Source organism: Nocardia brasiliensis IFM 10847, from assembly GCF_000710915.1.
Lineage (GTDB): Bacteria > Actinomycetota > Actinomycetes > Mycobacteriales > Mycobacteriaceae > Nocardia > Nocardia brasiliensis_A.
The window spans coordinates 57,838-82,819 of sequence record NZ_BAUA01000114.1 but is presented as its reverse complement, the minus strand read 5'-3'; the positions used below and the strand labels follow the sequence as shown (position 1 = coordinate 82,819).

General features: G+C 68.0%; 26 protein-coding genes and 1 tRNA gene. 15 read left to right on the top strand and 12 right to left on the bottom strand.

Annotated features, from left to right (window positions below; genetic code table 11):
• Positions 1–2: 2 nt before the first annotated feature.
• The gene (locus NBRGI_RS24655) at positions 3–482 is read left to right on the top strand and encodes a h domain protein (RefSeq protein ID WP_051728009.1); all 480 of its coding nucleotides are present in this window, start codon (positions 3–5) and stop codon (positions 480–482) included.
• On the opposite strand, the gene NBRGI_RS24650 is transcribed toward NBRGI_RS24655, so the two are convergent.
• From NBRGI_RS24650 to NBRGI_RS48545, 4 genes are all read right to left on the bottom strand, one after another.
• The gene (locus NBRGI_RS24650) at positions 469–1,935 is read right to left on the bottom strand and encodes a sensor histidine kinase (protein ID WP_029899590.1); all 1,467 of its coding nucleotides are present in this window, start codon (positions 1,933–1,935) and stop codon (positions 469–471) included. The two genes, NBRGI_RS24655 and NBRGI_RS24650, sit on opposite strands and share 14 nt — an antisense overlap.
• Entirely contained in the window at positions 1,932–2,669 is a 738-nt protein-coding gene (locus tag NBRGI_RS24645) for a response regulator transcription factor (protein ID WP_029899589.1), read from the bottom strand. Before NBRGI_RS24645 ends, NBRGI_RS24650 begins: the two co-directional genes overlap by 4 nt.
• Before the next feature lie 69 nt (positions 2,670–2,738).
• Positions 2,739–4,292, bottom strand: coding sequence for an alpha,alpha-trehalose-phosphate synthase (UDP-forming) (locus NBRGI_RS24640; protein WP_036560620.1), 1,554 nt, complete (start codon positions 4,290–4,292; stop codon positions 2,739–2,741).
• Positions 4,293–4,382: 90 nt separating this feature from the next.
• The gene (locus tag NBRGI_RS48545; protein ID WP_014981427.1) at positions 4,383–4,553 is read right to left on the bottom strand and encodes a hypothetical protein; all 171 of its coding nucleotides are present in this window, start codon (positions 4,551–4,553) and stop codon (positions 4,383–4,385) included.
• Positions 4,554–4,719: 166 nt separating this feature from the next.
• Between NBRGI_RS48545 and NBRGI_RS24630 the strand changes: the two genes are divergently transcribed.
• The 3 genes from NBRGI_RS24630 (at position 4,720) to NBRGI_RS24620 (ending at position 6,162) form a co-directional block, all read left to right on the top strand.
• A complete protein-coding gene (locus NBRGI_RS24630; protein ID WP_029899587.1) occupies positions 4,720–5,553 on the top strand; it encodes an alpha/beta fold hydrolase in 834 nt (277 codons plus the stop codon).
• A 170-nt stretch (positions 5,554–5,723) separates the two neighbouring features.
• Complete coding sequence (locus NBRGI_RS24625) at positions 5,724–5,966, top strand: MbtH family protein (RefSeq protein ID WP_011207082.1); 243 nt, start codon at positions 5,724–5,726, stop codon at positions 5,964–5,966.
• A gap of 121 nt (positions 5,967–6,087) precedes the next feature.
• Positions 6,088–6,162: transfer RNA gene (locus NBRGI_RS24620), tRNA-Thr, on the top strand.
• Between the two features lie 461 nt (positions 6,163–6,623).
• Here the strand turns inward: NBRGI_RS24620 and NBRGI_RS24615 are convergent.
• Both NBRGI_RS24615 and NBRGI_RS24610 read right to left on the bottom strand, forming a co-directional pair.
• On the bottom strand, positions 6,624–7,049 hold the full coding sequence (locus NBRGI_RS24615) for an HIT family protein (protein WP_029899586.1): 426 nt from the start codon (positions 7,047–7,049) through the stop codon (positions 6,624–6,626).
• A 30-nt stretch (positions 7,050–7,079) separates the two neighbouring features.
• The gene (locus NBRGI_RS24610; RefSeq protein WP_014981431.1) at positions 7,080–7,457 is read right to left on the bottom strand and encodes a PH domain-containing protein; all 378 of its coding nucleotides are present in this window, start codon (positions 7,455–7,457) and stop codon (positions 7,080–7,082) included.
• A 160-nt stretch (positions 7,458–7,617) separates the two neighbouring features.
• Here NBRGI_RS24610 and purD point away from each other — a divergent pair, with 160 nt between their 5' ends.
• Positions 7,618–8,931 carry a phosphoribosylamine--glycine ligase gene (gene purD, locus NBRGI_RS24605; protein ID WP_029899585.1) on the top strand — a complete coding sequence of 438 codons (1,314 nt, stop codon included), beginning with the start codon at positions 7,618–7,620 and terminating at the stop codon, positions 8,929–8,931.
• 5 nt (positions 8,932–8,936) lie between these two features.
• On the opposite strand, the gene NBRGI_RS24600 is transcribed toward purD, so the two are convergent.
• Positions 8,937–9,926 (bottom strand): M23 family metallopeptidase, encoded by a 990-nt coding sequence (locus NBRGI_RS24600; RefSeq protein WP_036560657.1) that lies wholly within the window; start codon positions 9,924–9,926, stop codon positions 8,937–8,939.
• Between the two features lie 138 nt (positions 9,927–10,064).
• Between NBRGI_RS24600 and NBRGI_RS24595 the strand changes: the two genes are divergently transcribed.
• From NBRGI_RS24595 to NBRGI_RS24570, 6 genes are all read left to right on the top strand, one after another.
• On the top strand, positions 10,065–11,228 hold the full coding sequence (locus NBRGI_RS24595; RefSeq protein ID WP_148310939.1) for a pyridoxal phosphate-dependent aminotransferase: 1,164 nt from the start codon (positions 10,065–10,067) through the stop codon (positions 11,226–11,228).
• A 128-nt stretch (positions 11,229–11,356) separates the two neighbouring features.
• Positions 11,357–11,995 carry a TetR/AcrR family transcriptional regulator gene (locus NBRGI_RS24590; protein ID WP_014981435.1) on the top strand — a complete coding sequence of 213 codons (639 nt, stop codon included), beginning with the start codon at positions 11,357–11,359 and terminating at the stop codon, positions 11,993–11,995.
• 6 nt (positions 11,996–12,001) lie between these two features.
• A complete protein-coding gene (gene purB / locus NBRGI_RS24585; RefSeq protein WP_029899582.1) occupies positions 12,002–13,423 on the top strand; it encodes an adenylosuccinate lyase in 1,422 nt (473 codons plus the stop codon).
• Between the two features lie 63 nt (positions 13,424–13,486).
• Positions 13,487–14,080, top strand: a complete 594-nt coding sequence (locus NBRGI_RS24580; protein ID WP_051728008.1) for a hypothetical protein — start codon at positions 13,487–13,489, stop codon at positions 14,078–14,080.
• 299 nt (positions 14,081–14,379) lie between these two features.
• Positions 14,380–14,802: an HIT family protein gene (locus NBRGI_RS24575; protein ID WP_029899580.1), complete on the top strand. Its 423-nt coding sequence runs from the start codon at positions 14,380–14,382 to the stop codon at positions 14,800–14,802.
• Positions 14,803–14,957: 155 nt separating this feature from the next.
• The gene (locus NBRGI_RS24570; RefSeq protein WP_195088032.1) at positions 14,958–15,890 is read left to right on the top strand and encodes an alpha/beta hydrolase; all 933 of its coding nucleotides are present in this window, start codon (positions 14,958–14,960) and stop codon (positions 15,888–15,890) included.
• A 22-nt stretch (positions 15,891–15,912) separates the two neighbouring features.
• Here the strand turns inward: NBRGI_RS24570 and NBRGI_RS24565 are convergent, their stop codons facing one another.
• Positions 15,913–16,584, bottom strand: coding sequence for a response regulator (locus NBRGI_RS24565; RefSeq protein ID WP_029899578.1), 672 nt, complete (start codon positions 16,582–16,584; stop codon positions 15,913–15,915).
• Positions 16,581–17,783 (bottom strand): sensor histidine kinase, encoded by a 1,203-nt coding sequence (locus NBRGI_RS24560; protein WP_200882217.1) that lies wholly within the window; start codon positions 17,781–17,783, stop codon positions 16,581–16,583. The genes NBRGI_RS24565 and NBRGI_RS24560 overlap by 4 nt, the downstream gene beginning before the upstream one ends.
• 95 nt (positions 17,784–17,878) lie before the next feature.
• Here NBRGI_RS24560 and NBRGI_RS24555 point away from each other — a divergent pair, with 95 nt between their 5' ends.
• Positions 17,879–18,196: a hypothetical protein gene (locus NBRGI_RS24555; protein WP_235211090.1), complete on the top strand. Its 318-nt coding sequence runs from the start codon at positions 17,879–17,881 to the stop codon at positions 18,194–18,196.
• A 4-nt stretch (positions 18,197–18,200) separates the two neighbouring features.
• Here the strand turns inward: NBRGI_RS24555 and NBRGI_RS24550 are convergent, their stop codons facing one another.
• Both NBRGI_RS24550 and NBRGI_RS24545 read right to left on the bottom strand, forming a co-directional pair.
• Positions 18,201–19,244 carry a DUF2330 domain-containing protein gene (locus NBRGI_RS24550; RefSeq protein WP_029899575.1) on the bottom strand — a complete coding sequence of 348 codons (1,044 nt, stop codon included), beginning with the start codon at positions 19,242–19,244 and terminating at the stop codon, positions 18,201–18,203.
• Positions 19,245–19,339: 95 nt separating this feature from the next.
• A complete protein-coding gene (locus NBRGI_RS24545) occupies positions 19,340–20,428 on the bottom strand; it encodes an alkene reductase (protein WP_029899574.1) in 1,089 nt (362 codons plus the stop codon).
• Between the two features lie 46 nt (positions 20,429–20,474).
• On the opposite strand from NBRGI_RS24545, the gene NBRGI_RS24540 reads away from it, so the two are divergent.
• From NBRGI_RS24540 to NBRGI_RS24530, 3 genes are all read left to right on the top strand, one after another.
• Positions 20,475–20,873, top strand: coding sequence for a MerR family transcriptional regulator (locus NBRGI_RS24540; RefSeq protein WP_029899573.1), 399 nt, complete (start codon positions 20,475–20,477; stop codon positions 20,871–20,873).
• 86 nt (positions 20,874–20,959) lie between these two features.
• Entirely contained in the window at positions 20,960–23,134 is a 2,175-nt protein-coding gene (locus tag NBRGI_RS24535; protein WP_051728007.1) for a S9 family peptidase, read from the top strand.
• Between the two features lie 120 nt (positions 23,135–23,254).
• Positions 23,255–23,956: a DUF2334 domain-containing protein gene (locus NBRGI_RS24530; protein WP_029899571.1), complete on the top strand. Its 702-nt coding sequence runs from the start codon at positions 23,255–23,257 to the stop codon at positions 23,954–23,956.
• A 55-nt stretch (positions 23,957–24,011) separates the two neighbouring features.
• On the opposite strand, the gene NBRGI_RS44195 is transcribed toward NBRGI_RS24530, so the two are convergent.
• Positions 24,012–24,968 (bottom strand): pyridoxal-dependent decarboxylase, encoded by a 957-nt coding sequence (locus NBRGI_RS44195; protein ID WP_268808427.1) that lies wholly within the window; start codon positions 24,966–24,968, stop codon positions 24,012–24,014.
• Between the last annotated feature and the right edge of the window lie 14 nt (positions 24,969–24,982).

Sequence of the window (24,982 nt, the reverse complement as noted above, 5' to 3'; positions counted from 1 at the left end):
CAATGCGCAGCAAGATTTTGTTGGCGGGCGCGAGTGTGGTCGCCGTGGCGGCACTGATCGTGCTCGGCGTCAACGGATTCCGGATCTGGAACGACGATCGGGCGGAGCAGGCCCGCAAGGACGCGGTCGCCGCGGCCGATCGATCGGTGTCGGCGATGTTCACCTACGACTATCAAACGGTGGACAAGGAACTGCCCAAGGCGGCCGACAACCTGTCGCCGAAGTTCCGCGACGACTATCTGAAGCTGATCACCCAGGCGATCGCGCCCGGCGCGAAGGAGAAGCAGCTCACGGTGCACGCCACCACCCAGGCGGCGGGCATCGTGTCCGCGGACAAGTCCGAGGTGGTCGTGCTGATGTTCCTCAATCAGGTGACCACCAGCAAGGATTCCCCGCAGGGCACCACCACCGGCAGCCGGGTCAAGGCGACGGTGCGCAAGGACGGCGACCGTTGGCTGGTCGACCAGGTCACGCCGGTCTGAGTCCGCGCGGCAGCCGGACCGTGAAGGTGGTGCCGATGCCCTCGGCGCTCTGCACGCGCACCGTGCCGCCGTGCGCGGTGACCAGCGCCTGGACGATGGACAGGCCCAGTCCGGTGCCGCCGCTGCTGCGGGTGCGCGAGCCGTCGGTGCGGTAGAAGCGTTCGAAGATGTGCTCGGCCTCTTCGGGTGGCAGGCCGGGGCCGGTATCGGCGACCTCCAGCACGATGTCGTCGGCGGTCGGAGTGAGCCGGACCGCGACGGCCGCTTCCGCCGGCGTGTGCGTGAGCGCGTTGTTGAGCAGGTTGGTCAGCACCTGACGGAGCCGGGTCTCGTCGCCGACGATCTCCAGAGTGCCCTCGCCGGACTGTATTTCGAGTTCGATGCGCCGCCGCGGGCCCGCCGGATCGGCCGCCGCGGCCAAGGCGCGGGCGCCGTGCACGGCGTCGCTGGCCACCGCGAGCAGATCCACCACTCCCTGTTCCAGCGGACGTTGGGCGTCCAGTCTGGCCAGCATCAGCAGGTCTTCGACCAGGATGCCCATCCGCTGGGACTCCCGTTCGATGCGGTCCATGAACAGATCGGGCTCGCCGGTCGCGCCTTGCCGGTACAGCTCGGCGAAACCGCGAATGGTGGTGAGCGGGGTGCGCAATTCGTGACTGGCGTCGGCGATGAACTGGCGCATCTTCGCCTCGGAGTGCCGGGCGGCCGCCTCGGAGGCCTCGGTCTTGGCGAAGGCCTGCTGGATCTGCGCGAGCATGCCGTTCAGCGACCGGGACAGGCTGTCGACCTCGGTGTTGGTGCCGCGCACCGGAACTCGGCGATACAGGTCACCGCGGGCGATGGCGGCCGCGGTGCTCTCGACCCGGCGCAGCGGGCGCAGGCTGCGCCGGATGACGAAGTACGCGACCAGTGCCAGCGCGGCCAGCACCGTCAGCCCGACGACCAGTTGCAGCACCACCAGCCGATGCACGGTGTCGTTGTTCTGGGTGAGCGGCAGCGCCACGGTCGTGGTGCCGTCCGGGGCGCGTAGCGTCAGCGCGCGCCACTGGACCGGCGCACCGCCCGCCGAACCCACGGTGATCGGTCCAGTGGCCGGATTCTCCGGCAGCGCGGGTTCGCCGTCGACACCGAAGGCCTTGATGAAGAACGTACGGCCGTCCGTGCTGGTGGAATGCACGTAGAACTGGCTCGGCGCGTGCCGCGGGTCCGGTGGCAGCACCGGCGGCGGTGGCATTCGGGCCCGGCGTGACCATTCGATCACGCCCTCCCGTAACTGCTGATCGGTGCGGTTGGTCAGCGACTGCTCGAGCCCGGAGGTGACCACCGTGCCCGAGATGAGCAGGCCGAGCCCGGCGGTGAGCACCAGCACCACCATCAAGGTCACCCGCAACGGGACCGCCGAGAGTGCGGCGGTGGCCTTGGCGCGAATCCTTCCGATCCGCCCCGGGCTCATTTCCCGGCCGACCGGCTGCGGCTCGGTGCGCGCATCACGTAGCCGACGCCACGCAGGGTGTGAATGAGTCGCTCGGAACCGGTGTCGACCTTCTTGCGCAGGTACGACACGTAGGTCTCGACCACGCCGACCTCACCGCCGAAGTCGTAGCGCCACACGTGATCCAGGATGCGCGGCTTGCTCAGCACGGTGCCCGCGTTGACCATGAAATAGCGCAGCAGCGTGAATTCGGTGGGCGACAGCGCGACCGGCTCGCCCGCCTTCCAGACCTCGTGCGTGTCGTCGTCCAACTCGATGTCCTCGAACCGGAGCCGCGAATTCTCCCGCTGCGGCGCGGTGTGCCCGGCCCGGCGCAGGATCACCCGCAGCCGCGCGACCACTTCCTCCAGGCTGAACGGCTTGGTGACGTAGTCGTCGGCGCCCAGGGTGAGCCCGGTGATCTTGTCCTGCATCTCGTCGCGCGCGGTCAGGAACAGCACGGGGGAGTCGACGCCGTCGGCGCGCAGCCTGCGCAACAGGCCGAACCCGTCCATGCCCGGCATCATCACGTCGACGATCAGCGCCTGCGGTCGGAAGGTGCGCGCCTTGTCCAGCGCCTGCGCGCCATCGGCCGCGGTGTCCACCTCGAAGCCCTGGTAGCGCAGGCTCACCGCGAGCAGCTCGACGATCATCGGCTCGTCGTCCACCACCAGCACCCGCGCCTCGGGTGCCTGCTCCACAGGCGCACCACTCATGGGCTTCATGGTCCGTCATCCTCCTGCGAAGTCGCTGGACCAAACCTGGGTGATTCCTGTGAACGGAACTCAGCGGGTGGGTTGACGTTCCTCCGGGTAGACGTCGTCGTCGGAGAGCAGGGCGCTGCCCGCGACCTGATCCTGGGCCAGGGCCTCGAGGAAGGCGCGGGCCCAGCGGTCCACGTCGTGGGCGAGCACCTGACGGCGCAGCGAACGCATCCGGCGGCGCTTGGTGTCGCGGTCGTCCTCGATCGCGGAGACGATCGCGTCCTTCACGCTGTCCAGGTCGTGCGGGTTGCACAGGTAGGCCTGGCGCAATTCCGCTGCCGCGCCGGTGAACTCGCTCAGCACCAGGGCGCCGTTGAGCCCGCTGTGACAGGCGACGTACTCCTTGGCGACCAGGTTCATGCCGTCGCGCAGCGGCGTCACCAGCATGACGTCGGCGGCGACGAAGAAGGCGATCAGCTCGTCACGCGGGATCGGACGGTGCAGGTAGTGCACCACCGGGTAACCGACCCGGGCGAACTCGCCGTTGATCCGGCCGACCTGGCGCTCGATGTCGCCGCGCATCTGGATGTAGCTCTCCACCCGCTCCCGGCTCGGCGTGGCCAGCTGCACCATGACCGTCTCCGCCGGATCGATCCGCTGCTCGAGCAGCAGCTCCTCCAGCGCGTTGAGCCGGATATCGATGCCCTTGGTGTAGTCCAGCCGGTCGACACCGAGCAGGATGGTCTTCGGATTGCCCAGCTCCGCACGGATTTTCGCGGCCCGCTCGCGAATCGAACGGCGGCGCGAATGCTCGTCGAGCTCGGCGGAGGAGATCGAGATCGGGAACGCGCCCACCCGCACCGTGCGGAAACCGACCTGCACGACGCCGAGTTTGGAACGGACGCCGACGGTGCCGCGCGAAGTCGGCTGACCGGCCAGCCTGCGCGCCAGATAGAGGAAGTTCTGCGCGCCGCCGGGGAGATGGAAGCCGATCAGGTCGGCGCCGAGCAGACCCTCCACGATCTCGGTACGCCACGGCATCTGCATGAACAGCTCGACCGGCGGGAACGGGATGTGCAGGAAGAAACCGATGGTCAGATCGGGTCGCAGCATGCGCAGCATCTTGGGCACCAGTTGCAACTGGTAGTCCTGCACCCAGACGGTGGCGCCCTCCGCCGCCACCTTCGCGGTCGCCTCGGCGAAGCGCCGGTTCACCGTGACGTAGGCGGCCCACCACTTGCGGTCGTAGACCGGTCGCACGATCACATCGTGATACAGCGGCCACAGCGTCCCGTTGGAGAAGCCCTCGTAGTAGTCGGCGACCTCCTGCGCCGACAGCGGCACCGGATGCAGTTCCAGGCCGTCCTCGATGATCGGATCGACATCCGCGTCCGGCACCCCGGCCCAGCCGACCCACGCGCCCTTGTTGTTGCGCAACACCGGTTCCAGCGCGGTGACCAGGCCGCCCGGGCTGCGTTTCCACCGGCTCGTGCCGTCCGGCAGCCGTTCCAGGTCGACCGGGAGCCGATTGGCCACCACCACGAAGCCCGAACCGGATTCGGCGGGGCCGACCGGGGATTGCGGGTTGTCGGCGGAAGTGTCTAGGGCGGGTTCGGAGCCGTCGGACGAAGTCATCTGGTCCACTCACGCATCCTTTGCGCGTCGCTGGGTCCCACAGGATCTGGGTAGCTCGACGTCGCCGTTGGCGTCGAAGGTAAGAACGGGTTATTCGACCCGGGAGCTGGGGCCGATACCGAGCATCGACAACAGCATCCGGCACTCGTCGGCGTCCTCCGCATAGGCGGCGACCACGCGCTGAGCCTGTCGTGCGGTCTCGTCGGCCAGTGGTTCCAGATCATCGTCCGCGATGTCGTTCGCGCTGCCCTTCGCGGCCATCTTCAAGTCCTCCCGGTTCACTACGCTCGTACGTGCGAATAGTCAATGGTATCTGGCGCCGCCAGGAGCGGGTGGTACCCGCGTCACACCGGCCCCCGGCCGGGTGTGCCGCCCCCGCTCGCCCCTATACCGTGGGGGACAGCAGCAACTCCACGAAAGGGTCGATATGCCGCTGGCCACGGTGAACGGAATTTCCCTCAACTACCAGGTCAAAGGTGACCGTGCGCGGGGTACCGATGTCAAGGGGTCGGGGCCGCTTGTGGTCATGATCATGGGCACCGGCAGCCCCGGGCGGGTGTGGGAACTGCACCAGGTGCCCGCGCTGGTCGCCGCGGGTTACCGGGTGTGCACCTTCGACAACCGCGGCATCGCACCCTCCTACGAGGCAGCCGACGGTATGACGATCGACCAGCTGGTCGCCGACACCGCCGGGCTGATCGAGCTGCTCGACGAGGGCCCGGCGCTGGTCGTCGGCACCTCGATGGGCGCGCGGGTGGCCCAGGAATTGGCGTTGGCCCGGCCCGAACTCGTGCGCAAGGCCGTCTTCATGGCCGGCCACGGGCGGCTCGACCAGTTCCAGAAAACCCTCTCGCTCGGCGAACACGAACTCGACGCCAGTGGCGTCAAGCTGCCGGCGAAGTACGAGGCCGCGGTGACCGCGGTGATGAACCTCTCGCCCGCGACCATGGCCGAACCGAATTCGGCCCGCGACTGGCTCGACCTGTTCGAGTTCACCGGCGGCCCGGTGACGCCGGGCATCCGCGCCCAGCGCCGGATGGATCACGACTTCGAGCGGGTGCAGGCCTACCGTGCGATCACCGTGCCCTGCCTGTCGGTCGGCTTCGCCGACGACCGGATGATCCCGCCCTACCTGTCCAGGGAGATTGCCGAGGTGATTCCCGGTGCGCGCTACCAAGAAGTCCCCGATGCGGGCCATTTCGGGTACCTGGAACAGCCGGAAACGGTCAACAAGATCCTGCTTGATTTTTTCGCGAGCTGAGTTCTCACCGCCAGAGGTAACCGCCCAGGCGTAACGTCTGCCTTGCTAGGGTCGAAACTACGCTCGGGACTCTAACGGTGCGGACGTCCGTGGAACCTCGGTTCATCGGGCCTGTGCCGGGTGAACCACGAGCGGTCCCGTACATAGCGCCAGTATCCAGTGAGGTGAAATTGAGCACCAACCCCTTCGATGACGAAGACGGCCGCTTCTTCGTCCTGGTCAACGACGAAGAGCAGCACTCCCTGTGGCCCGCCTTCGCGGAGGTCCCGGCCGGATGGCGTGTTGTGTTCGGTGAGGACAGCCGGGCCGCCTGCGTCGAGTACGTCGAGAAGAACTGGACGGATATGCGTCCGAAGAGCCTGCGTGACGCGATGGCCGCCGACGATGCGGCCCGCCAGGGCGCCCAGTCCTGATCCGCGGTATCTGATACTGCGCCGGGACATTTGATCGATCGCCGTCTGCGTGACACCGTAATGCCGGTGTCACGCAGTCGGCGTGCCCGGTTATGATGGCAACCGCTTTCGAGCGGACCCCGCCTCCTTAGCTCAGTGGTAGAGCACTCGCCTTGTAAGCGAAAGGTCGTCAGTTCAATCCTGACAGGGGGCTCCAGACGAGCGCGTCGGCGACGGCGCGCTCGTTCGGTAGGTAGAGGCCCTGCCTGATGTGTAAGCGAAAGGTCGTCAGTTCAATCCTGACAGGGGCCTCCGACTAGATAGGCGCGTCGGTTACGGCGCGCCTATCGGCGTACTTGGGACATGGTGCGGACGTAGTGCTCGGGCAGGGCACGGACGTATTGGGGCAGGACGGTGGCGAGAGTTGTCGTACCCGCCTGGTAGTTGTGGTGGCAGCGGTTGGGGTCGACCGCGCGCGAAACGGAGGGGAAAACCGATGCGCCCGAGCACGAGTCAGCTGATCAACGACATCTGTGACGAACTGGAGCGGATGCCGGAGGGTTACGGGTTGCCGGTGTGGCCACCGCGCGAAGAGTCGGCCGAGACGCCGAAAAAGGCAGCCAGGCAACCTGTTTCAGCGCCCGGCCACCCTTTGGTCAAACATCATGTGCGACGGGCTCAGTCGGGCACGTTCGCCCCGTAGCCGAGGTCACGCAGCGCCTGCTTGATTTTGGTCTGTGCGTCGTCCAAGGATTCGGGCGACGGGTTGGGGTCGGCGCCCGAGATATCGAAATCGGTCATGGTGAACGCCGGGAAGACGTGGACGTGCAGGTGCGGCACCTCCAGCCCGGCGACGAGCAGGCCCGCGCGCGGCGCGTCCCACGCCTGCCGCACCGCCTGCCCGATCTTCTGGGCGACGGCGGTCAACCTGGCGAACGTCTCGGTGTCGACGTCCTGCCACTGATCGATCTCTTTGCGGGGCACCACGAGGGTGTGCCCGGTAGTGACCGGGGCGATGGTGAGGAAGCCGACGAATTCGTCGTCCTCCCACACGAATCGACCCGGGAGCTGACCGGCGATGATCGCGCTGAAGACAGAAGCCATACAGCGCAGACTAGTCCGGGGCGGCGCGGACTACACCGACACGAAGTGCGACAGGATCCCCTGCACCTCGTAGATGTCCACCTGGCGGTTGAACCGTTTCTGCAACGGATCGGGATTGCCGGAGATCCAGATGGCGAGCTCGGCGTCCAGATCGAAGGTGCCCGCGGTCTCCACGGAGAAATGCGTGATCGCCCGGTAGGGAATGCTGTGATAGCTCACCTTGCGTCCGGTCATGCCCTGCTTGTCGACCAGGATCAGGCGGCGATTGGTGAACAGGATGGCGTCGCGCACCAGCAGGTACGCCGCATAGATCTGTTCGCCCTCACCCATCAGCTTCGCGTATTCCTGTTGTGCCCGACCGGGATCGATCCGTCCGGCATTGCCCATGATTCCGTCGATCAGGCCCATCGTTTCCCCGTCCTTCGCACGAGCTGGGTGTGGCAGGCCCGCAGCGGTATGCCGGAACCGTCCCTTTCCATCATGCGCGTCGCGAAGCTGATATTCGATGGTCGCCTATCGTTCATGAGCCGAGGCGTGGGTTCCTGGGGCTTCACCTAAGCTGTCTGCCGTGCGCGTACTCGTCATCGGTTCCGGAGCCCGTGAACATGCCCTCGTCCTTGCGCTGCGCAGGGACCCCGCGGTGACGGGGATCGTCGCCGCCCCGGGCAACGCGGGCATCGCCCAGCACGCGCAGACCAGGCCGGTCGATCCGTGCTCCGCGGAGGCCGTGGTCGCGCTGGCCACCGACGTGGCCGCCGACCTGGTGGTGATCGGTCCCGAGGTGCCGCTGGTGCTCGGTGTGGCCGACGCCGTGCGGGCCGCGGGCATCGCCTGTTTCGGCCCGTCGGCCGCGGCCGCGCGGATCGAGGGCTCGAAGGCCTTCGCCAAGGACGTGATGGCGGCCGCCGGGGTGCGCACCGCGCACAGCGAGATCGTGGACAACCCGGCCGACCTCGACGCCGCACTGGACCGCTTCGGCCCGACCTGGGTGGTGAAGGACGACGGCCTGGCTGCGGGCAAGGGCGTCGTGGTCACCGCGGACCGGTCGGCGGCCCGCGATCACGGCGCCGAACTGCTCGAACAGGGTCATCCGGTACTGCTGGAATCGTTTCTGGACGGACCGGAAGTATCGCTGTTCTGCCTGGTCGACGGCGAAACGGTGGTGCCGCTGCTGCCCGCGCAGGACCACAAGCGGGTCGGCGACGGCGACACCGGCCCGAACACCGGCGGCATGGGCGCGTACACGCCGCTGCCCTGGCTGTCCCCGGACGCGGTGGCCACGATCGTCGAAGACGTGGTGAAACCGGTTGCCGCCGAACTGGTTCGGCGCGGCAGCGGCTTTTCCGGACTGCTGTACGCGGGCCTCGCGATGGGGGTCGCCGGACCCGCCGTGGTCGAATTCAATTGCCGCTTCGGCGATCCCGAGACCCAGGCGGTGCTCGCCCTGCTGGCGAGCCCGCTCGGCGAACTGCTCAACGCCACCGCGACCGGGACCCTCGCCGAGGTCGAGCCGCCGCGCTGGCGGGACGGCTCGGCGATCACCGTGGTAGTCGCGGCCGAGAACTACCCGGGCCGCCCGCGCATCGGCGATGTGATCGCCGGCGCCGGTGACGGCGCGCTCGACGACACCGCGGCGGTGCTGCACGCGGGCACCGCGCTGCGCGAGGACGGCGCGCTGATCTCGGCGGGCGGCCGGGTGCTCAACGTCGTCGGTGTGGGCGCCGACCTGGCCGAGGCGCGAACCAACGCCTACGCGCGGATCACCGCGATCAAGCTGCCGGGCAGTCACTACCGCACCGATATCGGACTCGCCGCGGTGGAAGACCGCATCGCCGTGCCCGACCGCCTCTCCGCGAATTCGGGCCAGACCCGGGAGTCGTAACAGCCTCAGCCGAAGTTCAGGCCGTGGACCGCCAGCCACTGGCGCGGGTCTACATGCTGGCCGCCCACGATGACCTCGAAGTGCAGATGCGGTCCGGTGGAGTCGCCGCGGTTGCCCATGCGCGCGATCTGCATGCCCGCGGGGACGCGCTCGCCACGGGACACGAAGAAGTCGTACATGTGCCCGTACACGGTGATCGAGCCGTCGTCGTGCCGGATGCGCACCCACAGCCCGAATCCTTCGGCCGGGCCCGCGTCGATGACGGTGCCGTTGGCGACCGCGTAGATCGGCGTGCCGATCGGGCCAGCGATGTCGATGCCGTTGTGGAAAGTGCCCCAGCGGGAACCGAACCCGGAGGTGAAGACGCCGCGCGCGGGCATCACGAAACCGCCCATGCCGGGCAGCGCCGCGCCGGGATTGGGGAGGGTGCCGCCCGCCATCCACGGTTGGTATTCGCCCGCCGCCGCCGCGGCGGCTTCGGCCTTGGCGCGCTCCAGGGTGGCGCGTGCGGCCGCCGCCACCACCGCCTGTTCGCGCAGGCGTTCACCGTTGGCGATGGCGTTCAGGTAGCGGCGTACCGACGGCGGGGTGGTCTGCATCTGCAGGGGATAGGCCACGGCTACGCGCTGCACGTGGTCCACGTCGGGTTGTTGATCGCTGATGGTGCCGGTGTAGGCGGTGTCGCCCGCCGCGAACACGGCGGTGGCCGCGAGCCCGGCCAGTAGCACGCGATGCTTGCGCAGCAGCGCGAGCATTTTGTCCCGATCGGGTCGGCGCTGCGCCCACAGTTCGGGTAACTCGGCCCGCCGCCGCCACAGTTCCCTGGGGTCGGGCCGGTGTCGCAGCAGTTCACCGAGCTGCACCCGATCGAACAGCATGCGGATGCCCCGGGCGGGTTTCTCCCGCATCCGGGCACGCCAATCCGGCGGAACGACCACGATGCCGCCCACTCCGCGCACCCGGTCGAGTCCGGCTCGTCGAGCATTCTCGAGCATCAGAGCGACCATAACCCCGGTCGCGGCCGCGTGCAGGACCGGCAGGCACGACGGCGGGATACGGCGGAGTCTGCGCGACGAGACGAAAGCCCGGCAGCCGCGCGCTGCCGTCGAGGGACACCGTCTAGCGTCTTGCGGGTGTCCAGAGAATCTCGCCGGTCGACCATTCCACCTTTCTACGTGATGGACGTATGGAAAGCTGCGGCGCAACGGGCCAGAACGCACGGCGATGTGCTGGTACTCGCCGCAGGTCAGCCCTCGACGCCCGCGCCCGCGCCGGTGCTGCGCGCGACGAGAACCGCGATCGAATCCGAATTGCTCGGCTACACCGAGACTTTCGGCATCCTTGCGCTGCGCGAGGTGATCGCGGCCCACCACACCGTGACCTACGGCTACCCGGTGGACCCGGACGATGTCGTGATCACGACCGGGTCGTCGGGCGCGTTCTCGCTGATCTTCCTGGCCGCCTTCGACCCGGGGGACACCGTCGTGGTGGCCCGGCCCGGTTATCCGGCCTACCGCAACACCCTTACCGCGCTCGGCTGCCGGGTCGTCGAACTGGACTGCGGCGCGGAGACCAGGTTCCAGCCGACCGTGGCGATGCTGGAGGCGTTGGCGCAACCGCCGGCGGGGCTGGTCGTCGCGAGTCCGGCGAACCCGACCGGCACCGTGATCGCGCCCGCCGAACTCGCGGCGCTGGCGCGCTGGTGTGCCGAGCACGGCACCCTGCTCATCTCCGACGAGATCTATCACGGCATCACCTATGCGGGTGCGGATACGGCGACCTCGTCCGCGTGGGAGACCTCGCGGGAGTCGGTCGTCATCGGTTCGGTGTCCAAATACTTCTCGATGACCGGATGGCGGCTCGGCTGGATGCTCGCCCCGCCCGGGTTGCGTCCGGCGCTGCAGCGACTCGCCTCCAATCTGACCGTGTGCCCGCCGGCCATCTCGCAGTACGCGGCCTTGCACGCGTTCGGCGCCGAAGCGAAGGCCGAGCTCGACGGGCACGTGCGTCGCTACGCGATCAACCGGCAGTTGCTGCTGGACGGGCTGCCGAAACTGGGCATCACCGACCTCGCCCCGGCCGACGGCGCGTTCTACGCCTACGCCGATATCGGTCACCTCACCGACGATGCGCGCGGCTGGTGTGCCGACGTGCTCGACCACACCGGCGTCGCGCTCGCGCCCGGCCTGGACTTCGATACGGTGCGCGGAAACCGGACAGTTCGGTTCTCCTTCGCGGGCGCCACCGCCGACATCGAGGCGGCGCTGCTGCGTCTAGGGCACTATCTCGCGGTCTGATCGTCGTGTACGGCAACAACTTTCCGCAGTTCGACACCATGACCGCGCGGATACGGTAAAACATCGATGGTTGCTTTTCCTCGCTGATTTCCCCTGGAAGAACTGATGACGACTGGCACGATGGCACGGTGATCACCGCGACGACCCCGAAAGGCGAACGGCGTCGCCAGGCTTTGGTAGCTGCTGCCGCCGAGTTGTTGCTCGAAGGCGGATTCGAGGCAGTGCGGCACCGTTCGGTCGCGACCCGCGCCGACCTTCCCTTGGCGTCGACCACCTACTACTTCGAATCGCTGGAAGACCTGATCGCGCGCGCGGTCGAATTCAGCGGCAACGTGGAACTCGACGCCATGCGCCGCCGGGTCGGCGAGGTGAGTCACCGCCGCCGCGGCGCCGAGGCGACCGTCGATCTGGTGCTCGATCTGCTGGTCGGCACGGATGGGCACGACGAGGGCGCGCGCGGGCAGTTGATCGCCCGTTACGAGCGCTCGGTCGCGTCGGCGCGGCACCCCGAGCTGCGCGAGGTGCAGCTGCGCCTGCGCGCCCAGCTCGACGAGCTGCTCGCCGACGTGCTGCGCCGCTCCGATCGACTCGTCCGCCCCGAACAACTCCGCAGACTGGTCGCCGTGGTGGACGGCGCGGTGGTCGCGGCACTCACCGAACTCGACCCCGAACCCCGCCGGATGGCGCGTGGCGCCCTGCTCGAGGTGATCGACATCGTCGCCCCGGCGACGCCCCAGCAAGTGGACCGTTTCCGCACATTAGACTGACAAGACGTGAGCATCGTTCCGAACGTCCTTGCCACCCGATACGCCAGCCCCGAACTGGTGCGGCTGTGGTCGCCCGAACACAAGATCGTGCTCGAACGGCGACTCTGGCTGGAGGTGCTGCGGGCGCAGTCGGAACTCGGAATCGACCTTCCCGCAGGCGTACTCGACGATTACGAGCGCGTGCTCGAGCAGGTCGATCTGGCGTCCATCGCCGAACGGGAACGAGTCACCCGCCACGATGTGAAGGCGCGCATCGAGGAGTTCAACGCGCTGGCCGGGCACGAGCACGTGCACAAGGGCATGACCAGTCGCGACCTCACCGAGAACGTGGAGCAGCTGCAGATCCGGCTCTCGCTCGAGCACGTGTACGCCCACGGTGTCGCGGTCGCGGCCCGGCTGGCCGAGCGGGCCGCCGAGTATCAGACCCTGGTGATGGCGGGACGCTCGCACAATGTCGCCGCACAGGCCACGACGCTGGGCAAACGGTTCGCCTCGGCCGCCGATGAACTGCTCATCGCCCTGACCCGGGTCCGTGAGCTGATCGAGCGGTATCCGCTGCGCGGGATCAAGGGCCCGATGGGCACCGCCCAGGACATGCTCGACCTGCTCGGCGGCGATCCGGCGAAGCTGTCCCGGTTGGAGCAGCAGGTTGCGCGGCATCTCGGTTTCGCCAACGTGCTCACCAGCGTCGGACAGGTATATCCGCGCTCGCTCGACCACGATGTGCTGTCCGCGCTCGTGCAGGTCGGTGCAGGTCCGTCCTCGTTCGCGCACACCATCCGGCTGATGGCCGGGCACGAACTGGTCACCGAGGGGTTCCAGCCCGGCCAGGTGGGCAGCTCGGCGATGCCGCACAAGATGAACACCCGCTCGTGCGAACGAGTCAATGGGCTGCAAGTGGTGCTGCGCGGCTACGCCTCGATGGCCGCAGAGCTGGCCGGCGCGCAATGGAACGAAGGCGACGTGTTCTGTTCGGTGGTGCGCCGCGTCGCGCTGCCCGACGCGTTCTTCGCGATCGACGGCATGATGGAAACCTTCCTCACCGTACTCACCGAGTTCGGCGCCTACCCGGCCGTGATCGCCCGTGAACTCGACCGCTACCTGCCGTTCCTGGCCACCACCCGGATCCTGATGGCCGCGGTCCGAACCGGCGTGGGCCGCGAAACCGCGCACGAGGTCATCAAAGAGCACGCCGTCGCCGTCGCCCTCGCCATGCGCGAACAGGGCCGCGAACCCGATCTGCTCGACCGCCTCGCCGCCGACGAGCGCCTTCCGCTCGACCGCGCCGCCCTCGACACCGCCCTCGCCGACAAGTCCGCCTTCATCGGCGCCGCCGAGGCCCAGGTCTGCGATGTCATCGCCGCCGTCCAGAAACTCGTCGACGCCAACCCCGAAGCGGCTCGCTACACTCCCTCGCCAATCCTGTAGCGAGAGCAACGATTTCGCCGGAATTCGATCGCGGTTGTCATAGGCGACCGCTATCGTCCCACGGTGGCCATTCACGCCTTCGTGGACGAATCGATCCGCCGGGACAGGTACATCCTCTGCGCGGTCCTGATACCTGGTGAGCAACTGCACCGTGCTCGGGCGCTGGTGCGCAGCTTCTGTCTGCCCGGTCAGCGGCGCTGGCATTTCAACGACGAGTCCGAACAGCGGCAGCGGCACATTATCGCGGCCATGGCTCAGTGCGTTGGAGTGGGCGTTGCCATCTATGAAGGGCGTGGTCGCGAGGTCAGTGTGCGGCACAGCTGTATGACGGAGTTGGTCACGGATCTGGTGGAGATCAAGGCTGCTCGGCTGGTCATCGAGTCTCGGGAGAATCAGGACCAACGCGATCGGCAGTCCATTGCGACCGTGCTTCGCAAGGCCTCTGCCGAGTTGCAATACGCCCACATGCCGCCGCATACGGAGCCGTGCCTGTGGTGGGCGGACGCCGCCGCGTGGGCCTTCGGCGCCGGAGGGCGATGGCGGTTGACCATAATGCCCCTCGTCCGACTGGTCTTCGACGTGAACAAGCCCCCACTACGGCGCGAAACCCGGATGCTGGTCGTCCGGCCAGGACCCGGGTCCACTTCTTCCGGCTAGTGCCAGAAGCTACGACTGATGTTACAGCAGCTCGTCGAGAGGGGGCCAGTCGTTTGAATCACCTGTTGCCAGCGGCCGCAGCACATCTTCGAGGTGGATTGCCGCAAATAGCGCGAAACCCGACTGCTCACCGTCCGGAGAGGAGCCGGGTCCACTTCTTCCGGCTAGTGCCAGAAGCTATAACTGATGTTACAGCAGCTTGTCGAGAAGGGGCCAGTCGTTTGAATCGACTGTCGCGGGCAGCATCGTCTGTTCGGTATGGGGCGGGATGCGTGGTGGGGTGGGGTTAGGGTGCTGCGGTGAATCCGTACACGATTTTTGGCGACATTGTGGCTGGGCGGGCGCCGGCGAGCCGGGTGTTCGAGGACGATGATGTGTTGGCGTTCATGGACATTCGGCCGATGACGCCGGGGCATGTGCTGGTGGTGCCGAAGGTGGCGGCGCGCAGTCTCGCCGAGCTGGATCCGGTGGTGGGTGGCAAGTTGTTTCAGGTGGGGCAGCGGGTGGCGGCGGCGTTGCGGGTCAGCGAGGTCGGCTGCGACGGGGTGAATTTCTTTCTGGCCGACGGGGTTACGGCGGGCCAAGAGGTGTTCCATGTGCATCTGCACGTCATCCCGCGGACCCTCGGGGACGGATTCGGCCTGCGTGGCCGCCCGACCAGTCCGCCGCGCGCCGATCTGGATTATCTGGCCGGGTCGATCCGTGGGGCACTAGATCGCTGAGCCGTCGGGCGTAGCGCATACATACCGGACAGTTTGCTGAATAGAAGCTTGAAATCAAGATCTCTTCCGTCCCGTCTTGCCGTGGGTTACCTTGAAGGTCATTGTCTTGCGGTGATGGAGGTGGGGACGTGCGGCGAACATCGGTTGCTGTGGCAGTGCTGGCCTTGGCGCTGGGCCTGGCCGTACCTACGTGGGTGGGCTCCGGTACGGCGGCGGCCGCGCAGATCGAGCGCATCGACCGCCTGACGCCTACCCGTTCGGCGCTGTTCATCGATTCACCCGCTATGGGCCGAACCATCCAGGTGCAAGTGCTGCATCCGGCCGGCGGCGGCCCCCGGCCGACCTATTACCTGCTGGACGGGCTCGATCCCGGCCTGACCCAGAGCACCTGGACCAACGCGACCGACGCGGAGCACTTCTTCGCGGGTTCGCGCGTCAATGTGGTGCTGCCCGTCGGCGGCCAGGCCAGTTATTACACCGACTGGCAGCAGGATGATCCCCGCTTCGGCCATTACCGCTGGGAGACGTTCCTGACCGAGGAGCTGCCGCCGCTGATCGATGCGGCGTTCAACGGCAACGGCGTCAACGCGATCGGCGGGCTCTCCATGGGCGGCAACGCGGCGTTCATTCTCGCCGCCCGAAAGCCGTGGCTGTATCGCGCGGTCGCGGGCTACAGCGCCTGCCCTGACACGGGTTTGGCGATGGGCGCGATGATGTTCTCGATCGCGAACCGGGGCGGGAATCCGGTCAACATGTGGGGTCCGCCGGGTAGTCCGGCCTGGGCCGAACACGATCCCGCGCTGCTGGTGGAGAACCTGCGCGGCAAAACGATCTACCTCTCGTCCGGCACCGGCCTTCCGGGTCCGCACGAGCTGGAGATCAAACCGCAACTGGCCGAGAACATTTTCCTCGGCGGCCCGGTCGAGGTCGGCGTCAACACCTGCGTGGTCGCCTTCGAGCAACGCTTGCGCGCCCTGGGCATCCCGGCCCGAGTCGACTACAGCCCCACCGGAACTCACTCCTGGTCGTACTGGCAGGACACCCTGCACGCCTCGTGGCCGACCATCGCGCCCGCCATCGGCGCCTAGGGTTTCGTTGCGGCCCAGCGGATCACGTGCCGGGTCGGGCCGCGGTGAGTACCAGGATCGCGATCTGCACTCGGTTCTCCGCGCCGAGTTTGGTGAGCAGTCTGCTGATGTGCGACTTCACCGTGGCGACGCTGAGGTGCAGTTCTTTGGCGATATCGGAGTTGGACAGGCCGCGGCCGATGGCTTCGGCGATCTCGCGTTCCCGGTCGGTGAGGGCGGCCAGGGCCCGGCGGGCCGGCTCGCGTGCCGCCTCCTCCGCGCTGGGTGCGGCGGTGGCCACTGAGATCAGCTGCGCGGTCACGCTGGGCGACAGCATGGGCTTGCCCGCCGCGACCTGTTTGATCGCGCTGACGATCTCGGCGGGGGGCGTGTCCTTGAGCAGGAATCCGTGCGCGCCGATGCGCAATGCCTGCAACACCATGTCGTCGGCGTCGAAGGTGGTCAGCACGACCACGCGTGGCGGATCCGGGCGGCTCAGCAGTTCGCGGGTGGCGTCGAGCCCGTCGCGTATCGGCATCCGGATGTCCATGAGCACCAGATCCGGACGTTGCTCGCGCACCACGGCGAGCGCCTGCTCACCGTTGGCGGCCTCGCCGACCAGCGCCAGTTCCGGATCGCCGCCGAGGATCAGTGTCAAGGCGGAGCGGGCCAGCGGTTCGTCGTCGACGACGACCACGCGGATCGGCGTGGTCATCGCTCGCCCGTGGTGACGGCGGCCGGCCAGGGCAGCACCGCACGCAAGCGGTACCCGCCGGCCGGGTCCGGCCCGTAATCGAGGGTGCCGCCGACCAATTCGGCGCGCTCGGTGAGTCCGAGCAGGCCGTATCCGGAGGACGGGATGGGCAGCCCGGGCGCTCGCGCGGCGGCGTTGCCGACGACGACGGTCAGGTCGCCGCCGGGGCCGCCGTCGATGCGCACCCGCACCGGCGCGCCGGGTGAATGCTTGCGCGCGTTGGTCAGTCCCTCCTGGGCGATGCGATACGCGGTGCGGGCGCTGGTCGCGGGTAGTTCGGCGGTGGTGGTGTCGATGATCGACACGTCCATGCCGGTCGAGCGGGCTTCGTCGACCAGCTGCTCCAGATCGGCCAGGGTGGGTTGCGGCGGTTCCGGGATGTCGTCGAGGCCGGTGTCGGCGCGCAGCACGCCGAGCACCTCGCGCAGCTCCTGCAGTGCCAGATGGGCGTTCTCGGCAATGGTTTTCGCGGTGGCCGCGGTCTGCTCCCTGGTCAGGTCGGTGCGGAAGCCGAGCGCCCCGGCATGCATCGCCACCACCGAAATTCGGTGCGCCAGTACGTCGTGCATCTCCCGTGCGATGCGGTTGCGTTCCAGCAACCGGGCCTCGGCGGCGCGCGCGTGCTGCTCGCGTTCGGCGGTTTCGGCGCGAGAACGCAACGACCACACCAGATCTCGCCGTGCGCCCACGGCGAAGCCGATCGCGACGATGGCGGCGACGGTGGCCGTGAGCACGGTCGGGCCGTACCAATCCGGCTGGATGTCAGGACGTTTGGGATAGAAGACGGTGTCGGTGAGCAGACCGGTGCCGACGCAGACGATCGACATCGCGATCGTCTCGGCATACCGCCTGCGCGTGGCCAGCGAGCACAGAACGAGGGCGGCCGCGCCGTTCGCCGTCACCGACACGGTGGACACCACCGTCACGATCGCCGCGATGGTCACCGGATACTGGCGCCGCAGCAGCGTGAGCAGGATGCAGGCCACGCCGAGCAGCGGATCGACCACGTGGAACCAGGCCAACTGCATGCCGTCGAGCGGTGCCATCTCGACCTGGGAGGTGTTCCAGGCCAGCCCGCCGATCAGCGCCGCCACCGCCAGCCGCCAAGCGTGCGACCACCACCGCAGCGGCGGCGCCGACGACATGGGGGCGCTGGACATGAGGTGACTCTATGCGGGGCCAGTCGGCCCGCGCATCGCTCTGCAGGGCGAATCGCGAGCGACCAAAGGATGAACCCGTCCCCGACCGATGACCGATGCGCGATTCAGGGGGCGCGGCGAACGATGAGAACGGCACCGAGGGTGTCCGGACCGAGCACAGCGACGAAAGGAAGATAAGGATGGGCAAGAACGCGTGGATCGGCGTGCAGGTCGTCGGCATGGTCGTCCTGGTCGCCTCGGCACAAGCCGTCATTCGGCTGCTGATCGATCACCGGAAATCGCAGCTGTGGGGCCTGTTCGATTGGGTGCCGGGCGGCTGGCTCGGCGAACTGGCCGGGCTCGTCGTACTGGCGACGCTCGGCGCGGTGCTCGCGGGCCGAGCGAACGACAAGGTGAAGGTTTTGGAAGGCTGATCTGCTACTTCGGCTGTCGGCGCAACGTGCGCACCAGCGCGAAAAGCACCAGCGCCGCGGCCGCCGTCGCGGGCGCGAGGATCACCGGACCGGCGGGCATACCGAGGAACTCCACGGGCTCGAGCACCGTGAGCCGGCCGCGGACCTCGTCGTCGGTGGGTGCGGCAGCGAAGGTGAAGTCGGTCGTGCGGCTCGAGGGGTCCGGGATCGCGACCGACATTTTCGTCAGATAGTTCCGTCCGCCGTCGGCCATACCGGTCAGCGTCGGATTGGTGGTGTCGGCGATGCGTCCGGCGAACTCCACGTCTACGGTCTGCGTCGTCGCGGCGGGGTTCGAACGTGCCATGCGGTGATCGCTCAGCACATACAACTGCAGCCGCTGTGGTGTGGCGCCGGATATCCGCATCGGGTAGACGGGTCGTTCGGTCGCGAAACTCAGGCGGATCGGAGCGATCCGCCCGGTCAACGAAGGCGTCCCGGTCGTCGAGCCGGAGCGGGTGAGCCGGATCGCGACGAACGACCAACCGTCCCTGCCGTATTCGTCGAGCGCCGTATTCGCTTCCGGTCGAAGTGTGTAACCCGTGGCGGCCAACCACGTTCGCATGTCGGCGAGTTGCGGGCCGGTGAAGTGAAACGTCTCGAACGGACCTGTCGGTTCTTCCAGCGTCGCTTGATAAGGCCCGTCGGATGCGCCGGTGGGTGCGCCTGCGCCGAACCAGCGGCGCTCGGTCACGATCTCGGGCAGGGTCAGCCGATTCAGGTCGACGAAGGTGGTTTCGGCGACCGGCTCCAAGCCGGCCCGGCTCGGCGTCGGGACGACGAGCACCGCATTGTCGGTGTCCGCCAACAGATTCAGGTCGAGAACCAGGGTTTCGCGTTTGCCGTCCCAGCTGAGCAACGCGGTTTCGGTGGCGATCGAAGCCTGCCGACCCGGGGGTACCGCGAGTGCGCCGCCGGTGGCCGCGGCCGGGCTCGCCGCGCCGAGGCCCGCCACCGCGGACAGTATCGTCGCGGCGACGGCCACCCGGCTGGCAACGGCGATACGCATAATCGCAACCCTACGACACGGCGCAGACACGCCGATTCGTCAGGGCGACACGCCGATTCGAGTTCGCGGCTCGCCGGTAGAGCTGAGCGTCCGGCTCACGCGCTGCGTGCCACGCTCGCCGCGTACGCCGGGTAGTCGCTGTATCCCTCGGCCGTGCGGCCGTACAGCCCGTCCTCGCGCAGCGCGGCCAATGGCAGATCGTGGGTAATGCGATGCACCAGATCGGGATTGGCGATGAACGCACGACCGAACGACACCAGGTCGGCGAGGCCGCGCGCGAGCACGGCCTCGGCGCCCGCGGCGGTCGTCGGTTCCCGGTTCTCGCCGATATTGGCGATGAGCGTGCCGTGCCAGCGGGGCCGCAGGTCGGCGAGCGCCGGGTAGTCGTCGTTGTCGGTCAGGTGCAGATAGGCGAGGTCGCGCCGGTCGAGTTCGGTGACCAGCATGCGGTAGAGCGGTCCCGGATCGGCCTCGTACATGTTGAACTGCGGATTGCCGGGGGAGAGCCGGATCGCGGTGCGCTGCGCGCCGATCGCACCCGCCACCGCGTCGACGATGGCCAGCGGCAGGCGCATGCGGTTGGCGGGCGAGCCGCCGAACTCGTCGGTGCGCAGGTTGGTGTTGTCGGCCAGGAACTGGTGGATGAGATAGCTGTTGGCGCCGTGGATCTCGACGCCGTCGAAGCCGGCGTCGATCGCGTTGCGCGCCGCGTGGGCATGCTGTTCGACCGCGGCGGCGATGCCGTCGTGGTCGTACGCGGCAGGCGTGATGGGGTCGGCCTTGCCGCCCGCGATCAGGTGCACCCGGTCCTCGTCCACCACGGCGGACGGACCGGTGGGCCAGGAGCCGTCGATGCGCGCGAGCGGATGCCCTTTGCGCCCGCCGTGCATGAGCTGGGCGAAGATGCGGCCGCCGCGCGCGTGCACGGCGTCGGTGACCTGGCGCCAAGCCGCCACGTGCGGCTCTGTTTGCAGACCGGGCGACCAGGCCTCGCTCTGCCCGGTCGAATGCGGCCAGAGGCCCTCGGTGATGATCAGCCCCGCCGTAGCCCGCTGGGCGTAATAGTCGATGACGTCGGCGGTCGGCGCGCCGTCGGGCCGGGTGCGCAGCCGGGTCATCGGCGACATGACGATGCGGTTGGCAGTAGTGAGTTTCGGATCGCGGTACTCGGTCAGCAGCCTCATTGCTGTACCGTAAAACCTGACATCAATGTCAGGTCAAGGAGTGATTGTGCGCATCGGAGAACTGGCCGAGCAGACCGGCGTCAGCGTCCGCTCGCTGCGGTACTACGAGACCAAGGGGCTGCTGGCCGCAACGCGGACCTCCGGTGGGCAGCGCGAATACCCGGCCGCCGCCGTCGAGCGCGTGCGACGCATCCAGGAGATGTTCGCGGCCGGCCTGCACAGCGACACCATCGGCGAATTGCTGCCGTGCATCAACGATGTGGACGGCACACCCAACGCGACGGCCACGCCGTTGCTGCTGGAACGGCTCACCGAGGAACGCCGTCGGATCGAACAGGCACTGCGTGATCTACAGAGCACCCAGCAGGTTCTCGACGGTGTCATCCACGCCGCTTCGGACCACACCACGATGCCCCGGGGAAACGCGGGATCAGCGGAGGTCTGACCGTAAGGCCGGAGTGTCCCCGCTGATCAGCGGGCAGGCCGGGTCCTGCCGGGACGGACGATGCGCACGCCGCTACGGTGGAGCGCATGGCTCTCGACAGTGGTACCGGAACGATCTCAGACCTGGGCGGGGTGGCCGCGCCGATCGCCAAGACGGTGCCCGCCGAACGCGTGCACCACGGCGACGTGTTCGTCGACGAATACGAATGGCTACGGGACAAGGAGAACCCGGAGGTCATCGCCTACCTCGAAGCCGAGAACGCCTACACCGAGGCACAGACCGCGCACCTGGCCGGGTTGCGCGACAGCATTTTCGACGAGATCAAGTCGCGGACCCAGGAGACGGACCTGTCGGTGCCGACCCGGATGGGCGACTACTGGTACTACTCGCGCAGCTTCGAAGGCAAGCAGTACGGCGTGCACTGCCGTTGTCCGATCGCGGCCGACGCCGACGGGATCGACGCGTGGACCCCGCCGCAGCTCGAGGCCGGCACCGAGGTGCCGGGCGAGCAGATCCTGCTGGACAGCAACGTGCTGGCCGAGGGCCACGACTTCTTCGCGCTCGGCGCGTACTCGATCAGCCACGACGGCAATCTGCTCGCCTACTCCGTGGACACCAACGGGGACGAGCGATACGTGCTGCGCTTCAAGGACCTGCGCACCGGTGAGCTGCTGCCCGACGAGGTCGCCGAGACCGCACCGGGCGCGACCTGGTCGCTGGACGGCACGCACGTCTTCTATCAGACGGTCGACGAATCGTGGCGGCCCGACACCGTGTGGCGGCACCGGCTCGGCACCGCGCCGGACACCGACGTCAAGGTGTTCCACGAGCCGGACGAGCGGTACTGGGTGAGCGTGGTTTCCACGCGCTCGGAGAAGTACCTGATGATCTGGGTCGGCTCCAAGATCACCACCGAGGGCTGGGTGCTCGAGTCCGACAACCCCGAGGGCGAGTTCCGGGTGATCCTGCCGCGCCGCGAGGGGGTCGAATATTCGGCCGAGCACGCGGTGGTGGCCGGCGAGGACCGATTCCTGATCCTGCACAACGACGTGGTGGACGGCGTGAAGGCGGAGAACTTCGTGCTCGCCGACGCACCGGTGGCCGACCCGTCGAACCTGACCCTGCTGATCGGGCACCGCGACGACGTGCGGCTCGAGGACGTCGACGCGTTCGCCGATCACCTGGTGCTGAGCTACCGGCGCGAGGCGCTCACCCGAGTGACGGTTTGGCCGCTCACCGAGACCGGCTACGGCGAGCGCAAGGAACTCGACTTCGACCTCGAGCTGTTCTCCGTCGGCGCGGGCGCGAATCCAGAATGGGCACAACCGACCTTGCGCATCGGACTGAGCTCGTTCATCACCCCGGTGCAGGTGTTCGACTACGTGCCGGCCACGGGCGAGCTGCTGCTGCGCAAGGAACAGCCGGTGCTCGGCGGGTACGACGCCAACGACTATGAGCAGCATCGTGATTGGGCGGTCGCCGCGGACGGCACCCGGATCCCGATCTCGCTGGTCTGGAAGCGGGGCGTCCCGATGGACGCACCGAAGCCGTTGCTGCTCTACGGATACGGCTCCTATGAGGCGAGCATGGATCCGTCCTTCTCGGTCTCGCGCCTGTCCCTGCTGGACCGCGGCATGGTGTTCGCCGTCGCGCACGTCCGCGGCGGCGGCGAGATGGGCCGGCTCTGGTACGAGAACGGCAAGACGCTCACCAAGAAGAACACCTTCACCGATTTCGTCTCGTGCGCCCGGCATTTGATCGACACCGGCGTCACCGCCGCGGATCGGCTGATCGCCGACGGCGGCAGCGCGGGTGGCCTGCTGATGGGCGCGGTCGCGAACCTGGCCCCCGAGCTGTTCACGGGCATCCTGGCGAACGTCCCGTTCGTGGACCCGCTCACCTCGATCCTGGACCCGTCGCTGCCGCTGACCGTCATCGAATGGGACGAGTGGGGTAACCCGTTGGCGGACAAGGACGTCTACGACTACATGAAGTCGTACGCGCCCTACGAGAACATCGAGGCCAAGGACTACCCGGCCATCCTCGCCATCACCAGCATCAACGACACGCGCGTGCTCTACGTCGAACCGGCCAAATGGGTCGCCAAACTCAGGGCGACCAAGACCGGTGACGCGCAGTTGCTGCTCAAGACGGAGATGAGCGCGGGCCACGGCGGTGTCAGCGGCCGGTACGAGAAGTGGAAGGAAGTCGCCTTCGAGTACGCCTGGGTGCTGGACCGGGTCGGTCTCGCCGGCGCGTGATCGCGCGCGGTGCGGCCGCCGGATCGGCCGCGCCGCAGGTAGCGACCTCGCCCGGTGCTGTTCGTCGCGCGGTCACCCGACCTGCACGTCGAATACATCTGCCACTGGCATCGTAGGTTCATGAACGCTGAGCTGATCGTCTCGATCTCCGGCATCAGGGACACCACCCGGGACGCGGCGATCGAGTTCGCCGCGTCGATGGACCAGCGCGGTGTGCCGCTCTCGCTGCTTGTGGCGCCTCGGCTGAAGGGCAAGTATCGCCTGACCGAGGACCCCGCGACGCAGGCCTGGCTGCGCGGCAGGCGGGCCCGCGGCGACGCCATCGTGCTGCACGGCTACGACCAGGCGGCGACCAAGCGCCGCCGGGCCGAATTCGCCACGCTGCCACGGCACGAGGCGAAGTTGCGGCTCACCGCGGCGGACCGGGTGATGGAGCAGGTGGAGCTGCGTACCCGTCTGTTCGCGGCGCCGCGCTGGGACGCCTCGGTCGGCGCCCTCGAGGTGCTGCCGGAACTCGGCTTTCGCGTCGCGCTGGGCCTGACCTCCATCCTGGATCTGGAAAGCAATGTGGCGCAGAAGGTCCGGGTGTACGGCATCGGCGAGGGTTTCCGCGCCGAACCGTGGTGGTGCCGCGCGCTGGTGATGGGCGCTGCCCGCACCGCCCGCCGCGGTGGGCTACTGCGCCTTGCGGTTTCGGCCGCCCAACTGGAGCGCTCCGGCCCACGCCAGGCCATGCTCGACGCCGTCGATCTCGCGCTGTTCCACGGCGCCGTAGGTGCCGTCTATCGGTGGGAGTCGCCCGCGATCGCACGCGCGGCGTAACGCACCGGCGTCGCCGTCCGTCATGGCGTAAAGCGGGCGGCGACGCGCGAAAGGCTCAGTGCGTGTTCGGTTTCGGGTCCGGCACCTGCGCCGTGGCACTGTGGGTGAACCCGCCGGCTTCCCGGCGGGTGAGTGAGGTCGAGAACGGATGCCGGGCAAGCTGTTTCACGCAGCGGTCGAAGTCGGCGAGCAGTAGTTCGGCCATGTCGACGGTGAAGCCGTGCCGGATCACCGCCCGCATGATGATCTCGTTCTCCCGATGCGCGGGCAACGGGTAGGCGGCGATCAACCAGCCGCGACTGCGCAGCCGATCCGACAGGTCGTAGAGGTTGAAGCCCGGGTCGCCGGTCAGCCGCCACGACACCGCGGTGATCCCGTGCCGCGGGTCGCCGTCGTGGATCGGCTCGAACATGCCGAACTCGCGCAGGCCTGCGGCCAGTTTCCGGGCCGCGTGATAGCCGGCGGACTGCACCCGTGTGTAGCCGGTGCGGCCGAGCCGGATGAATTCGTAGTACTGGGTGATCGCCTGTCCGCCAGGCCTGGAGAAATTGAGATTGAAAGTGCCGACGCTGCCGCCCAGATAATCCACATCGAAGATGAGCTCGGCGGGCAGATCGGCGGCCTCGCGCCAGATCGCCCAACCCGCGCCCAACGGGGCCAATCCGGTCTTGTGCCCGGAGGCGTTGATCGATTTCACCCGCGGCAGCCGGAAATCCCAGACCAGGTCGGGCGCGGTGAACGGGGCCAGGAACCCGCCGCTCGCGGCGTCCACGTGGATCGGGATGTCCAGGCCGCTCACCTCCTGCACCCGGTCCAGCGCGCGGCTGATCCCGGCGACGTCCTCGTACAGGCCGGTGAAGGTCTGCCCGAAGGTCGGCACCACCATGATGGTGCGCTCGTCACAGTGCGCGGCGACCTCGTCCGGATGCAACGTCAGCCGGTCACCGCTGAGCGGGACCTGTCGGATCTCGACGTCGAAGTACCGCGCGAATTTCTCCCAGCCAACATTTATTTAGCCGGGGGGTT

Coding starts and splice junctions, on each gene's coding strand:
- NBRGI_RS24655 (WP_051728009.1), top strand. CDS start 3: ATGCGCAGCAAGATTTTGTTGGCGGGCGCGAGTGTGGTCGCCGTGGCG.
- NBRGI_RS24650 (WP_029899590.1), bottom strand. CDS start 1,935: ATGAGCCCGGGGCGGATCGGAAGGATTCGCGCCAAGGCCACCGCCGCA.
- NBRGI_RS24645 (WP_029899589.1), bottom strand. CDS start 2,669: ATGAGTGGTGCGCCTGTGGAGCAGGCACCCGAGGCGCGGGTGCTGGTG.
- NBRGI_RS24640 (WP_036560620.1), bottom strand. CDS start 4,292: ATGACTTCGTCCGACGGCTCCGAACCCGCCCTAGACACTTCCGCCGAC.
- NBRGI_RS48545 (WP_014981427.1), bottom strand. CDS start 4,553: ATGGCCGCGAAGGGCAGCGCGAACGACATCGCGGACGATGATCTGGAA.
- NBRGI_RS24630 (WP_029899587.1), top strand. CDS start 4,720: ATGCCGCTGGCCACGGTGAACGGAATTTCCCTCAACTACCAGGTCAAA.
- NBRGI_RS24615 (WP_029899586.1), bottom strand. CDS start 7,049: ATGGCTTCTGTCTTCAGCGCGATCATCGCCGGTCAGCTCCCGGGTCGA.
- NBRGI_RS24610 (WP_014981431.1), bottom strand. CDS start 7,457: ATGGGCCTGATCGACGGAATCATGGGCAATGCCGGACGGATCGATCCC.
- NBRGI_RS24600 (WP_036560657.1), bottom strand. CDS start 9,926: ATGCTCGAGAATGCTCGACGAGCCGGACTCGACCGGGTGCGCGGAGTG.
- NBRGI_RS24565 (WP_029899578.1), bottom strand. CDS start 16,584: ATGACCACGCCGATCCGCGTGGTCGTCGTCGACGACGAACCGCTGGCC.
- NBRGI_RS24560 (WP_200882217.1), bottom strand. CDS start 17,783: ATGTCCAGCGCCCCCATGTCGTCGGCGCCGCCGCTGCGGTGGTGGTCG.
- NBRGI_RS24555 (WP_235211090.1), top strand. CDS start 17,879: ATGCGCGATTCAGGGGGCGCGGCGAACGATGAGAACGGCACCGAGGGT.
- NBRGI_RS24550 (WP_029899575.1), bottom strand. CDS start 19,244: ATGCGTATCGCCGTTGCCAGCCGGGTGGCCGTCGCCGCGACGATACTG.
- NBRGI_RS24545 (WP_029899574.1), bottom strand. CDS start 20,428: ATGAGGCTGCTGACCGAGTACCGCGATCCGAAACTCACTACTGCCAAC.
- NBRGI_RS24535 (WP_051728007.1), top strand. CDS start 20,960: ATGGCTCTCGACAGTGGTACCGGAACGATCTCAGACCTGGGCGGGGTG.
- NBRGI_RS24530 (WP_029899571.1), top strand. CDS start 23,255: ATGAACGCTGAGCTGATCGTCTCGATCTCCGGCATCAGGGACACCACC.